At 63.1% G+C, this 12,935-nt stretch carries 15 protein-coding genes; 7 read left to right on the top strand and 8 right to left on the bottom strand.

The genetic code is table 11. The features are described 5' to 3' along the window. Positions 1 to 266: 266 nt before the first annotated feature. Positions 267 to 1,115 carry a hypothetical protein gene (locus VEK15_24920; GenBank protein HXV63966.1) on the bottom strand — a complete coding sequence of 283 codons (849 nt, stop codon included), beginning with the start codon at positions 1,113 to 1,115 and terminating at the stop codon, positions 267 to 269. A gap of 178 nt (positions 1,116 to 1,293) precedes the next feature. Between VEK15_24920 and kdsB the strand changes: the two genes are divergently transcribed. Genes kdsB through VEK15_24885 form a run of 7 tightly spaced genes read left to right on the top strand, consistent with a single transcriptional unit; the run spans position 1,294 to position 7,593 of the window. Next, on the top strand, positions 1,294 to 2,040 hold the full coding sequence (gene kdsB, locus VEK15_24915; protein ID HXV63965.1) for a 3-deoxy-manno-octulosonate cytidylyltransferase: 747 nt from the start codon (positions 1,294 to 1,296) through the stop codon (positions 2,038 to 2,040). Positions 2,041 to 2,054: 14 nt separating this feature from the next. Further along, positions 2,055 to 3,710, top strand: a complete 1,656-nt coding sequence (locus tag VEK15_24910; GenBank protein ID HXV63964.1) for a CTP synthase — start codon at positions 2,055 to 2,057, stop codon at positions 3,708 to 3,710. A 28-nt stretch (positions 3,711 to 3,738) separates the two neighbouring features. After that, positions 3,739 to 4,569 (top strand): 3-deoxy-8-phosphooctulonate synthase, encoded by an 831-nt coding sequence (gene kdsA, locus VEK15_24905; GenBank protein HXV63963.1) that lies wholly within the window; start codon positions 3,739 to 3,741, stop codon positions 4,567 to 4,569. After that, complete coding sequence (locus VEK15_24900) at positions 4,566 to 5,525, top strand: KpsF/GutQ family sugar-phosphate isomerase (GenBank protein ID HXV63962.1); 960 nt, start codon at positions 4,566 to 4,568, stop codon at positions 5,523 to 5,525. The genes kdsA and VEK15_24900 overlap by 4 nt, the downstream gene beginning before the upstream one ends. Continuing rightward, positions 5,525 to 6,049 carry an HAD hydrolase family protein gene (locus VEK15_24895; GenBank protein ID HXV63961.1) on the top strand — a complete coding sequence of 175 codons (525 nt, stop codon included), beginning with the start codon at positions 5,525 to 5,527 and terminating at the stop codon, positions 6,047 to 6,049. The genes VEK15_24900 and VEK15_24895 overlap by 1 nt, the downstream gene beginning before the upstream one ends. Positions 6,050 to 6,052: 3 nt before the next feature. Next, entirely contained in the window at positions 6,053 to 6,403 is a 351-nt protein-coding gene (locus tag VEK15_24890; GenBank protein HXV63960.1) for a LapA family protein, read from the top strand. Further along, complete coding sequence (locus tag VEK15_24885; protein HXV63959.1) at positions 6,400 to 7,593, top strand: tetratricopeptide repeat protein; 1,194 nt, start codon at positions 6,400 to 6,402, stop codon at positions 7,591 to 7,593. The genes VEK15_24890 and VEK15_24885 overlap by 4 nt, the downstream gene beginning before the upstream one ends. Before the next feature lie 11 nt (positions 7,594 to 7,604). Here the strand turns inward: VEK15_24885 and coaE are convergent, their stop codons facing one another. The 7 genes from coaE to VEK15_24850 all read right to left on the bottom strand — a co-directional run. Beyond that, positions 7,605 to 8,213, bottom strand: a complete 609-nt coding sequence (coaE, locus tag VEK15_24880) for a dephospho-CoA kinase (protein ID HXV63958.1) — start codon at positions 8,211 to 8,213, stop codon at positions 7,605 to 7,607. Positions 8,214 to 8,223: 10 nt separating this feature from the next. Beyond that, positions 8,224 to 9,141, bottom strand: a complete 918-nt coding sequence (gene folD / locus VEK15_24875; protein ID HXV63957.1) for a bifunctional methylenetetrahydrofolate dehydrogenase/methenyltetrahydrofolate cyclohydrolase FolD — start codon at positions 9,139 to 9,141, stop codon at positions 8,224 to 8,226. Positions 9,142 to 9,217: 76 nt separating this feature from the next. Beyond that, the gene (gene thiE / locus VEK15_24870) at positions 9,218 to 9,859 is read right to left on the bottom strand and encodes a thiamine phosphate synthase (GenBank protein ID HXV63956.1); all 642 of its coding nucleotides are present in this window, start codon (positions 9,857 to 9,859) and stop codon (positions 9,218 to 9,220) included. Then, positions 9,852 to 11,186, bottom strand: coding sequence for an acetyl-CoA carboxylase biotin carboxylase subunit (gene accC, locus VEK15_24865; protein HXV63955.1), 1,335 nt, complete (start codon positions 11,184 to 11,186; stop codon positions 9,852 to 9,854). Before accC ends, thiE begins: the two co-directional genes overlap by 8 nt. A 31-nt stretch (positions 11,187 to 11,217) precedes the next feature. Next, positions 11,218 to 11,685, bottom strand: coding sequence for an acetyl-CoA carboxylase biotin carboxyl carrier protein (gene accB / locus VEK15_24860; GenBank protein ID HXV63954.1), 468 nt, complete (start codon positions 11,683 to 11,685; stop codon positions 11,218 to 11,220). Positions 11,686 to 11,785: 100 nt separating this feature from the next. Then, a complete protein-coding gene (locus VEK15_24855; protein HXV63953.1) occupies positions 11,786 to 12,145 on the bottom strand; it encodes a hypothetical protein in 360 nt (119 codons plus the stop codon). Next, positions 12,146 to 12,935, bottom strand: a 790-nt coding sequence (locus VEK15_24850) for a tetratricopeptide repeat protein (protein HXV63952.1), incomplete at its 5' end; no start/stop codon positions are given. It abuts the gene before it with no gap.

The raw sequence follows: 12,935 nt of genomic DNA, 5'->3' as shown, positions 1-12,935 counted from the left end.
GGCCCAAACCCGCCAGCGCCAGCGCCATGAACTTCTCTCTCGTGCTCGGTCGGCGATACACGCTATTCCTCGAAGCGTCACAATTTAGGAGATTTTCTGATCGGAGTTGTCCAATATTTTGCCATCTGCTCGACAAGGCGTCAAGATGATGGTTGCCGGAGAACCTGCGTCACAAAACCTGTATGTCCAGGGCGTGGTGTGCTTCCTATAGCAAACTTGGCAAAGTGCCGGGCTCTGGAAAAACTTTCAATCCGATGGTGCCGCCATCAAGGAGCGATCGTGACTCCGAGCCACAGGCTGTCGTCCCGATGATCGTTTTCCGCGAGATAGGCCAGATCGAGCAGGAGCCATCGTATTCGACCACCAAGACCCAGCGACCAGCCGGCGCTTCGATGCTCGCCTTCCCCGAAGTCGCCTCTCACGCCGGCGCGAACGGCGATCTTTCCATTCAGAAACTTTTTCTCTGCTCCAAGGGAGATCTCGCGCCCGTGGCTTCGACGAGTGACGTCGACATCGAGGCTGACGAGCATTCGTCTCGGAAGGGAGAAAGCGACACCGGCGCGGGTTTGCCGCGGCACAACGAGCTCGTCACCATCAGACGTGGGAAACGAGGGCGCCAAGAGGCTCCGGGACATGACGCCCAATCGGATCCATTCACCGGGCTGGTACAAAAAAGCGGCATCGAGATTGGCCTTGCTCGATGTCGTTTCGTTGGCGATCCCGCCTTTCAAGTAGTGAACGTTCGCCGAGACCACGAGATCGTCGACGGGAAGCGACTGAAGAATCGAGAACGCGAGGTCGAACGTGTCGAAGGTAACTTCCCCGTCGTCGGCTGAGATCTGTTGCCGGAGCCAGGTGCCGGCGACTCCCATGAACGTATACCCGACGGAGAACCCGTAGCCTCGATCGAGGTTGGTCTCGCCCCCTTGAACGCCCGCCTGAACGAAAGGCCCGAAGGCGTAACCCCCGGGATTCCAATAGAAAGCCGTGGAATCGTCCGCCACCGCGGTGAACGCGCCCCCGAGGCTCGCGGCGCGAGGACCGTAGTGCAAGAGCGCGTCGTCGGCGGCGGCGATGCCCGGCACGACGAGCACGGTCCACAGAGCCCGGAGCACGCACAACTATAGCACTCTGGCGATTATGGGGTTGCCGACCGTCGACGCTGCGCTCATCCCTTCGGAGACTCGGTTCGGTCCGTCAGGGTCTTCGCGGTGTGAGCACAGCAAGGGTTTGACAGCTGCCGCCGGGGGGACTATTCTCTCTCGTACCGCTCTCATGGGAACCACCGACTGAATGCGGACTATCGCGGTCATACCTGCCCGCTATAGCTCGAAACGTCTCCCCGGAAAACCTCTCGCCGACATCGCTGGCAAGACCATGGTCCAGCGCGTTTACGAAAGGGCGGCGGCGGCGCGCCGTGTCGACCAGGTTCTCGTCGCGACCGACGACGAACGGATTCGTGACGTCGTTGCCGGCTTCGGTGGACGCGCGCTCATGACCTCTCGCGATCATCGAAGCGGAAGCGATCGGGTCGCGGAGGCGGTGCGTGACACGAGCTATGACCTCGTGGTCAACGTCCAGGGCGACGAGCCGCTCCTGGATCCCCGGGCGATCGACGAGACGATCGAGCTGGCTGCCGAGCACCGAGGCGTCATCGCGACTCTCCGGCGCGCGATCTCGAGCCGCGAACGACTCTCGGACCGTGATGTCGTGAAAGTGGTGGTGGATCGCCGGGGGTTCGCACTTTATTTCTCTCGCTCTCCCATACCGGTTCCTCCTCCGGTCTCCGAGCCTCTTCCCCCAAATGTCTACTATGAGCATGTCGGGCTGTATGTCTACCCGAAGGAGCGTTTGCTGGACCTGGCGGCCCTGCCCCCCACTCCTCTCGAGGAGATGGAGAGGCTGGAGCAGTTGCGGGCTCTCGAGAACGGAATGCCGATTCGCGTGGGGGAAACGGAATACGAGAGCATGGCAGTGGACACCCAAGCGGACCTCGAGCAGGTTCAAAAGCGTCTGGAAAGCACAACCGTCAAGATGTAAGGAGCGTTTCTTCGATGGCGTCACCTAGAGCCAAGTTCATCTTCGTAACCGGCGGAGTCGTTTCCTCGCTGGGAAAGGGCGTGGCCTCCGCCTCCATCGGACGGCTTCTGGAAGCCCGGGGCTATCGAGTGAACTTCCTGAAGTTCGATCCCTATATCAACGTCGACCCGGGAACGATGAGCCCCTACCAGCATGGCGAGGTCTTCGTGACCGAGGACGGTGCCGAGACCGACATGGACCTCGGCCACTACGAGCGCTTCACCAGCGTCGAGCTGACCCGGGCTTCGAATGTCACGACGGGACAGATTTACGAATCGGTGATAGCGAAAGAGCGAAGGGGCGATTACCTGGGAGGCACCGTCCAGGTCATTCCTCACATCACGAACGAGATCAAATCCCGGCTAGGACCGGTCTCCGAAGGGGTCGATGTCGTGATCGTGGAAATCGGCGGGACGGTGGGCGACATCGAGAGCTTGCCGTTTCTGGAAGCGGTGAGACAGTTCCGCATGGACGTGGGCCGGGCCGGCGCCGTCTTCATTCACCTGACGCTGGTACCCTTCGTGTCCACCGCCGGCGAGCAGAAGACCAAACCGACGCAGCACAGCGTTCGTGAATTGAGGGCCATCGGTATTCAGCCCGACGTTCTGCTGTGCCGGGCGGACCGACCGCTCCCCCGCGATCTGAAATCCAAGATCGCCCTGTTCTCCAACGTCGACGAAAGAGCGGTCATCACCGTGAGAGACGTTGCCTCCATCTACGAAGTTCCGCTCCTCCTCGCCGACGAATCGCTCGACGAGCTCTTGATCGAGATGCTGCAACTGCCCGCTCACTCGCGAAAGATCGACGTCTGGCGCGATCTGGTCGAACGAATACAAAACCCGGAAGGCGAGGTCGTGATCGGCGTCGTGGGAAAGTACGTGAGTCTCAAGGACGCGTACAAGAGCTTGAACGAAGCTCTCGCCCATGGCGGAATCGCCCACAACCTGCGGGTGCGGCTGAAATGGATCGAGGCCGAGGATCTCGAGCCCGATAATCCGTCCGTTCTGAAGGACGTCGACGGCGTGCTGGTGCCCGGCGGGTTCGGACCCCGTGGCGCCGAGGGGATGGCGGTGGCAGCGGGCTGGGCTCGGCGTCACAAGGTTCCCTACTTCGGCATCTGCTACGGCTTCCAGTGGGCGGTCGTCGAGTATGCCCGGGCGGTCTGTGGTCTTTCGCACGCGAGCAGCAGCGAATGCGATCCCGATTCCCCCGACAAGGTGATCCTCAAGCTCCGTGAGCTCGCGGGCGTGGAGGAGATGGGCGGCACGATGCGGCTCGGCGCCTACCCTTGCGTTCTGGAGGATGGGTCGCTCGCCAGGCGCATCTACGGAGCGGAGCAGGTCTCGGAGCGCCATCGCCATCGCTATGAGTTCAATCAAAGCTACGAGCGCAGGCTGTCCGAGCACGGTCTCCGGTTCTCCGGTCGCACGCCCGACGGGAAGTTCGTGGAGATCGTGGAGCTCACCGACCACCCGTGGTTCGTCGCGGTGCAGTTCCACCCCGAGTTCAAATCGAGACCGCTGACGCCCCACCCCCTCTTTCGGGAGTTCATCGGCGCGGCTTGGAAGCACAAGAAAGGCGGAGCGGTCAAAGAGGTCCCCGAGGAGTCCTCGGTAATCAGCCATCGCTGATTCGGGGCTATCGAGCGCCCCGAGACTTATGCAAACCGATACGGTCGAGATCGGCTCCCTCCGCATCGGCGGAGGCGCGCGGTTCGTGCTCATCGCCGGGCCGTGCGTGATCGAGAACGACCGGCATCCCTTCTTCATGGCGGAGCGCATCCGCGATATCGCCGGCGAGCTGGATATCCCCTATATTTTCAAGGCGTCGTTCGACAAGGCGAACCGTACCTCGAGCGAAGGCTTCCGCGGCCCGGGACCGGACGAGGGGCTCAGGATATTGGCCGAAGTGCGAAGGCGTTTCGGCGTCCCGGTCACCACGGACGTTCATGAGCCGGGCCAGGCGGAAGCGGCGGGTGATGCCGTCGACCTCCTGCAAATTCCCGCCTTTCTCTGCCGGCAAACCGACCTCTTGGTAGCGAGCGCACGAACGGGCAAGCCGGTCAACATCAAGAAGGGCCAGTTCCTCGCGCCCTGGGACATCCGGCATGCGGTCGAGAAGATACGCTCGGCGGGAAACCGCAAAGCGATCGTGACCGAGCGAGGGACGAGCTTCGGCTACAACAACCTCGTCGTCGACATCCGAGGCTTTCCCCTGATGCGGGAAATGGGAACGCCGCTCGTATTCGACGTAACGCACAGTCTCCAGCTTCCCGGTGCCGCGGGAAAGACCTCCGGTGGCCAGTCGCGTTTCATCCCCGAGCTCGCCTCGGCGGGCGTCGCTGCCGGAGTGGATGGCATCTTCATGGAAGTTCACGACCGGCCGGAAGAGGCCCTGTCCGACGGACCGAACAGCTGCCCGCTCGCGAATCTATCTACGATTCTCCGGCGGCTCGTCGCCATCGAGCGTGCCGTGCGCGAGACGCCATGACGCTCGACCTCGCGCGCCGGGTGCTCGAGGTCGAGGCCGAAGCGATCCGCAAGCTCACCACCCGTCTCGACGAGCGCTTCGAGCGTGCCGTCGAGCTCATCTCCGGCGCGCGTGGCCGAATCGTCGTCACCGGCATGGGAAAGTCGGGCATCGTCAGCCGGAAGATCGCCGCAACGCTGAACAGCACGGGTACGCCATCGCTGTACTTGAATCCCGCTGAGGCCCTCCACGGTGATCTGGGCATGGTCGTCGCCGGGGACGTGGTTGTCGCGCTCTCGAACAGCGGCAGGACCCGAGAGTTGCTGCTCCTGGTCGAGCCGGTCAAGCGGCTCAGCATCCCGCTCATCGCGCTTCTGGGAGATACGCAGTCGGCGCTCGCGAGCGCGGCTGACGTGGTCCTCGATGTATCCGTAGCCGAGGAAGCCTGCCCCATGGGGCTCGCGCCCACCGCGAGCACGACGGCCTCGCTAGCGCTGGGAGACGCCCTCGCCATGGCGGTGCTGGAGAAAAAAGGCTTCAGCGAGAAAGACTTCCGTTCGCTTCACCCGAAGGGCCAGCTCGGTTTCAAGCTTCTGCGCGTCGAAGACGCGATGCACCGAGGCGACGAAATGCCCGTCGTTCGCACGAGCTCTCCCATGAGGGACGTCATCTACGAGATGTCGCGGAAGGGACTCGGAGTTACGAGCGTCGTGGACGAATCGGGTTACCTCCTCGGTGTGATTTCCGATGGAGACTTGAGACGCCAGCTCGAGCGCGACGAGCGCCTGCTGGAAAAGACGGCGGCGCAATGCATGACCGAAAAGCCCGTCACCATCGCGCCCCACGAGCCCGCGACCGCAGCGCTCGCGCTCATGGAAGAGAGGAAGATCACGTCTCTCATGGTTCCCGACGAACGTGGCAGGATCGCGGGAGTCGTGCATCTGCACGACCTCTGGCGCCTGGGGGAGTACTTCTGATGGACGACGAGCTGATGAGCAAGAAGCGTGCGATCCGAATGCTTCTTTTCGACGTCGACGGCGTCCTCACCGATGGGACGTTCGAGCGCCGCGGCGACGACGAAGCGAAGCGCTTTCATTCGCGAGATGGCATCGGCCTCGTCCTCGCCCGTCGGGCTGGCCTGAAGATCGGGTTCATTTCCGGACGCCGTTCGAGCGCCGTCGAAGCCCGGGCTCGGGAGCTGCACCTGGACTTCGTCCGACTCGGTGTCGAGGACAAGGTCGCCTCGCTGAAGGAGGCACTCGACCAGGAGTCGCTCCAGGCATCTCAAGTCGCCTACATGGGAGACGACCTTCCCGACCTCCCGGTACTCTCCCGAGTCGGGTTCTCGGCGACGGTTAGCGATGCTCCTCCGGAAGTTCGATCTCGGGTAGACTATGTGACGCGTGCACGGGGCGGCTACGGGGCGGTCCGGGAGCTCGTGGAAGAGGTTCTCACGGCGATGGGCCGTCTGGACGAGCTCGTGCGAGCTTACACGAGGTAAGATTTGGGTATCATCAAATCCTTCCTGATTCTCCTGGTGGGAGCGGCGCTGGCGACGTTTCTCTGGTCCAACTACGATCAGAAGGTCGTCATCCGGTTCACCGACACGTTTCGCACCGTGGAGATTCCCCTTGCGGCTGCGTTGGTCGCCTCGATGATGCTGGGTTTCGTGCTCGCGGTCGCACTGTCCCTCCCCAATCAGTTTCGCCTGCGGTCGAGGATCCGTGAGATGAAACGCAGAATCGATCGCCTCGAGAACGAGACCAGCGAGCTCCGAAAACTGCCGCTCGATGACGCGATTCCCGCGCCTCGATCGGGTGGGCCGGCGCCGTCTTCGTCCAAGTCCGCTCCTTGAATCTGACTGACGAGACCCTTCTCGTCGCGCTCGTGGCCCTGGCGTCGGGCGTGGTCCTGGGGCGTTTGTGGGCCAAGCTCGCCCGCGGACGTGCACAAGACCCGGCGGAGCGGCATTCCCGGTCGATCCACTACATCCTCGGCCTGGATCTCCTCGCTTCCAGGAACCTCGATCGCGCGGCTTTGGAGCTCACCAAGGCGGCTCGCGAGAACACCGAGGCAACCGACATCTACCTCATTCTCGGCAACGTCCTGCGGGAAAAAGGGCAGCTGGAAAGAGCCATCCAGATTCATCAAAGCGTGCTCCATCGACCGGGCCTCTCCCGGAGCGAGAGGGCCCACGTTCTCCTCTGTCTCGGCACGGACTTCAAACGCGCCGGGTTTCGCAACCGTGCGATGCAGACCTTCGAAGAAGTCACGACGATCGAGCCCAAGAACGCTTACGCACTCCACAGCCTGGTGAAGATTTACGAAGAAGAGCAGGATTGGAACCGGGCCCTTCGCGCGCAGGAGGAGCTCTCGCGGGCAAGCGGCAGCTTCGACGCCACGGTCGAGGCCTTCCTCTATGATCGAATCGGTAGCAAGGCGTGGAGCGACCAGGAGCTCACTCGGGCTTCACAGGCCTTCGAAGCCTCCCTGCGGGCCGATCCGCGGATCGCACCCGCTCGCATTCACTATGGTGATCTGCTTGAGAGCGAAGGGCGTTTCGGCGAAGCGGAAAGCCAGTGGCGGGCTCTGGCGAAAGAGAGCCCCCATTTGGCTTATCTCGTTTTCGAGAGGCTCGAGCGGGTTCGCGAACGACTCGGGACGCAAGAGAAAACCGAGCAGATGTACGAGGAGATCGTACACGCCGATCATCGAGACTGGAGGGCTCGCCTCGCTCTCGCTGAGCTTCGCTCCGCCGCTTCCAGACGCGAGGAGGCCTTCGATCTGCTCCTCGGCGCGGCGAGGGCGAATCCACACGCTCTTGCGGTTCAACTCGCCGTGGTGCGCTTCTTGGCCGAGGAACAGGAGAATACGTCCCCGAGACTGCGACGATACCTCGATGTGATTTCTCGATCCGCCTTCTTCCTCGATCCCCATGTCTGCATCAAGTGCAACTACCGAACCAACGGCATTCACTGGCGATGCCCCCATTGCCAGGAGTGGAACGCCTTCGTCGAAGAGCGACTGGAGACCTCCGAGCGCTGAGGGGAGATCGGTCAGCTTTCACCGGCCATGTTTCGCAGAGCGGCGAGGACGTCGTCGGTTCGCGAGAGCGTCTCCGCAAGCGTTCCCGAAGTGTCGATGAGCAGGTCCGCGTAGGCCTTCTTCTCTTCGATCGGCATCTGCGCCTCGATGCGCCGTTGGGCCTCCTCGGAAGTGAGCCCGTCGCGCTTCATGAGTCGCTCCTTCTGCAGTTCGGCGGTGCAGTGGACGACAATCAGGCAATCGTACCTCTCGTAGGACCCGGTCTCCACCATCAGCGCGGCATCGACGACACCGAACGGCTCGCCGCGCCCCCGGAGCGATTGGAAGAAAGCATCGATGGCCAGCCAGACGTGGGGATGGACGATGGCGTTCACACGCTGCCGCGCCGCCGAGTCGCGAAAGACGAGGGCACCGAGAGTTTTTCGGTCCACCGCGCCCTCGACGGTCAGGATCTGCGGGCCAAAAACCGATTCGAGCTCGCGGACGACCTCGCTTCCCGGCTCGAAGAGACGGTGAACGACGACGTCGGCATCGAGGGTGGCCACTCCTTTTTCTTCGAAGCGACGGCGCACGACGCTCTTGCCGCAGGCAATCCCTCCGGTCAGCCCGACCTCGAGCAAGAGAACCCCGTCATCCTCGCCGCGCTCGAGCGAGCTCCAGCGTCGTGGCGAGCAGCATGGCGATCGTCAGAGGGCCGACGCCCCCCGGCACCGGAGTGAACGCGGATGCGACGTCCATCGCGTCTCGCGGATGCACGTCGCCCACGAGGGTCGATCCCCTCTTGCGGAGCACTTCGAGTCGTTTCGAGTCGGGGCCGAAGAAATCCAGCACTTGCTCCTCGGTCTCGGCACGATTCATGCCGACGTCGACCACGACAGCACCAGGACGAATGAAGTCCCGACGAATCATCGCGGCCCTCCCGATGGCGGCCACGAGAATTTCTCCCTCACGACATACGGCGGGGAGGTCCACGGTTCGTGAGTGGCACACGGTCACCGTCGCATTCTGATGCAGCAGCAGCATCGCCATCGGCTTTCCGACGACGTCACTACGGCCGACGACCACGGCGCGCTTTCCCTTCACCTCGATTCCCTCCCGGCGAAGGAGCTCCATGATCCCCGCAGGCGTACAGGGCCTGGGCCCCGGCCGCTTTTGAACGAGCTTACCGACGCTCACGGGATGGAAGCCATCGACGTCCTTCGCCGGGTCGATGCGATCGAGAAACTCGATGGCGTCGAGGTGCTCGGGCAGCGGAAGCTGCAGAAGGATGCCGTCGATGTCGTCCCGCTGGTTGAGCTCGTCGAGCTTGGTGGTGAGCTCCTCGCGCGTGGTCGCCGCCTTTAGCACGACGCTCTCGGAGTACAGGCCGGCCTCCTGCGAAGCCTTGACCTTGCTTGCCACATAGAGTCGGGACGCTGGGTCGTCGCCGACGAGCACCGCGGCCAGCCCGGGGACCACGCCGCGCTGAACCAGCGGCCTCGCATTCTCTCTGACCTCCGCGCGGATGTCCTCGGCAACCCGCTTTCCATCGAGTATCTTCGCAGTCACGTTCTCTCCTTCCGATGACGGCGGCCCCCGAGGCGCCAGGTCCTTTCGTTCAAACCCCGATTCCACATCGACTCTCTCAATTCCCCGTGACCTGAATCCATTGTCGCAACAGGTACTCTCGTCGATCGGCGCTTCCCGACCAGAGCGCCGAAACAACGGCAACGCCGTCGGCGCCCGCCGTAAGCACCGATGGAGCACGATCGAGCGTGATGCCGCCGATGGCGACGAGCGGCTTTCTCACTACGCGTCGAGCGGCACGTACCCCTTCGAGCCCCAGGGGCGGAACGTCGCTCGTCTTGGTCGTCGTTTCGAAGATCGGGCCGATGGCCACATAATCGATCGTCGCCCGGTCAGCTTCACGAGCCTGCTCCTCCGAGTGCGTCGAGAGCCCGATGATCCTGCCTGGCCCGACGACCCGACGCGTGGCCTCGGCTGAGAGATCGTCCCGGCCGACGTGCACGCCATCGGCCTGGGCCAAAAGAGCCACGTCCGCCCGGTCGTTGACGATCAGCCGAGCCCCCGTCCCGCGGATCGCAGCCAGGGCCTTCACCGCCATGCGCCAGAACGCCTCGGCGCTCGAGCTCTTGGCGCGAAGCTGCACTGTGCGCAGCCCGGCGCGCGCGAACGACAGGACTGCCCAAACCGCCGCGTCCTCGTCGCCGGCGAGTGTCGCATCCACGATCGGATAGAGACGAGAGAAGGGCGCGGTCTCAGGCAAACCGTTCCAGAAAGCGCGTCGTGTAGCGCCCCGCGCGGAAATCGGGATCGTCCAGGACCCGCCGGTGCAGGGGAATCGTCGTTTTGACCCCTTCGATAACGGTGAGGCCGAGACAGCGTTTCATGCGGCCGATCGCCTCGTTTCGGTCACGTCCATGGGCGATGATCTTGGCAATGAGCGAGTCGTAATAAGGAGACACCTCGCACTCGGCGTGGGCCGCGGTATCCACGCGGACACCGGGTCCGCCGGGAACGTGGAATGCGTGGATCTTTCCGGGGGAAGGAAGGAAACTGACTGGATCCTCGGCGTTGATGCGGCATTCGATGCTCGAGCCCCGTATGACGACGTCTTTCTGCCGGTAGCCGAGGGACTCTCCCGCGGCGACACGGATCTGGTCCTTTACCAGGTCCGCCCCGGTAACCATTTCCGTGACCGGGTGCTCTACCTGGATACGAGTGTTCATTTCCATGAAGTAGAAGCGCTCCCGTTCGTCGAGCAGGAACTCGACCGTGCCCGCACCAACGTAGCTCACGGCTTCAGCCGCCTGGACGGCGACTTTGCCCATCCTCTCTCTCAGCTTCTCCGAAACGGCGGTCGATGGAGCTTCCTCCAGCAATTTCTGGTGGCGCCTCTGTATCGAGCACTCGCGCTCGCCGAGGTGCAACAGATTTCCCCGGGCATCACCCATGATCTGGATTTCGATGTGACGGGGCGCCTCGAGGAATTTCTCGAGATAGACCTCGGGCGATCCGAAAGCGGCCTCGGCCTCTCGCTGGGCCGCAACCAGGGCCTTACCGAGCCTCCCCTCGTCGTGCACGATCCGCATGCCCTTGCCTCCGCCTCCCGCCGCGGCCTTCAGCATGACGGGGAATCCGATCTTCTTGGCGAGGGCGAGAGCATCGTCGACGCCCGAGAGCCCGCCTTCCGAGCCCGGCAGGACCGGCACTCTCGCCTTGCTCATCGTGGCCCTCGCGAGCGCCTTGTCTCCCATCAGTCGAATGGCTCGCGGGGACGGTCCGATGAAACGGATCTTGCAGGCCTCGCAGACTTCCGCGAAGTACGCGCTTTCCGAAAGAAAACCGTATCCGGGATGGATCGCGTCCGCGCCGGTGATTTCCGCAGCGGATATGATGCTGGGGATATTCAGGTAGCTATCGACGCTGCGAGCGGGACCGATACACACTTCCTCGTCGGCGAACCGAACGTGCAGAGAGTGGGCATCGGCTTGGGAATAGACCGCGACCGTCCGGATGCCGAGCTCGCGGCAAGCGGAGATTACCCGCAGGGCTATCTCGCCCCGGTTGGCTATGAGTATCTTCTTGAACATGAAGGCACGAGATAGGTTGGAACGACACGAGTCACATCTCGCGAATGGCGAAGAGACGATCGCCGAACTGAACCGGCTGGCCATTCTCGGCGAGAACCTGGACGAGCTCGCCGTGATACTCGGACTCGATCTCGTTCATGAGCTTCATCGCCTCGATGATACACAGGACCTGGCCCTTGGCGACGTGATCTCCTTCCCTCGCGAAGGGATCCGCCCCCGGCTCCGGCTGCCGATAAAAAGTGCCCACCATCGGAGACAGCACGTAGGCGAGCCCGTCCTGAGAGCTCGGAGACGGCGCGGCCGTCGAAGGCGAGGCCTTCGGCGACTTGGAAGCGGCAGACGACTCGTCGGAGCCGATCACGACCGAAGTGGCAGGAGCATGGGATCCGGAAATGGCCTTGCGGATCTTCAGCTTCACGCCCGCTTCTTCGAGCTCGAGCTCGGCGATATTACGTTCGGAAACGAGATCGACGAGCGCCTTCACGTCTTCGATTTTCAAAGTAGACAAAACTCCGTCTCAACCGAGAGGCGGGACATTAGCACAGGCGAACAAACCCGGCAAACGACGTTACCGGGAGCTCCTTCGGGGAACGGCGTCGCTAAAGGAACTCCTTTTCGAGCTGTTGAGCCGCGAGTTTGAGGTAGAACCGACCCTTCCCGTGATTGCTCCAGGGTCGGAACGCTCCCAGCAGGACGTAGTCGCCCGTGATCGCTACGGCCAGAACCGAGAGGGATTCCGTCACGAAGTTGAGCTCCTTGAACGCCCCGGCCGTCAGCTCGTTGGACGCCTGGATCGTGGCGCGGAGCAGGCCCGTGCTTTCCGTCGCGAGCACATCGAAATTCTTTATCGAGTCGGTCACGAGCCGCTCGATGGGGATACCGTCCATTCCCATCACGACGAGTCCGACGCAGCCGTCCACCTTTCCCGCGACGTTCCGGAGAACTTCGGTGAAGATCACTCATGCCCTCTTGGATTCACGGATGGCGTGAAGCCACTGTTCCAGAAGGGCAATGGTCTTCCCCCGGACCTCGTCAGCCGGTGCATCCCTGCCCACGCCGCTCTCTCCGCTCGTTTCGCCGACAGATGGGCTCTTGGCGCGCCGGGCGGAGGCTTGTTGGAGCATGGTGAGCTCGTCGACGCGAGTCTGGTACTCGACGTCCCCCGGGTTGCGGGCAAGGAGGTTCTTGTACACCTCGATCGCCTTCTCCACGTGGCCTTGGGAGGCGTAGAGCTCGGCCAACGTTCGTGTCTCCATGTCGGCTTTGCTCTTAGCGATCGTTTCCGGCGAGCTCGGCCCGGCGATGGGCGATTTCGGCGGCGCTGCAGAAGCTTCCGTCCGCTGTGGCGGCGGGGCCGGCGGAGGAGTAGGAGATCGCACTTCTCGCGCGAACGGCGCCGGCGGAGGGGCGGGAGGCTCCGGAGTCGCTGGGGCTTCGAGCGATGGAGGGCTTATTAGCGGCGCTTCTTCCGGCGGGCTCGGCTTCGGGGGCGGCTGGTAAAAGCGATCCTCTAGCTCCATCGGCCCTTCGACCTCGGCTAGCGGAATGGGCGACAGCTCGTCGCCTGGCGTTGGCGAATCCGCCACGCTCGCCTCTTCGGCCTCGGGTGCTACGAAGAGAGTCTGCTCAGAAGCCTCGACGAACGGAACTTCCGTCGACGCGTTGTCGGCTACCGGAGTCGGAAGCGGCGGAAGCAGGTCCATCTCGCCACGAAGCCGGCCCATACGCTCTTCGATCTCGGTGTCCTCC

The sequence above is a fragment of the Vicinamibacteria bacterium genome (genome assembly GCA_035620555.1).
In the GTDB taxonomy this organism is placed as follows: domain Bacteria; phylum Acidobacteriota; class Vicinamibacteria; order Marinacidobacterales; family SMYC01; genus DASPGQ01.
This window is presented reverse-complemented; position numbering and strand designations above follow the sequence as displayed.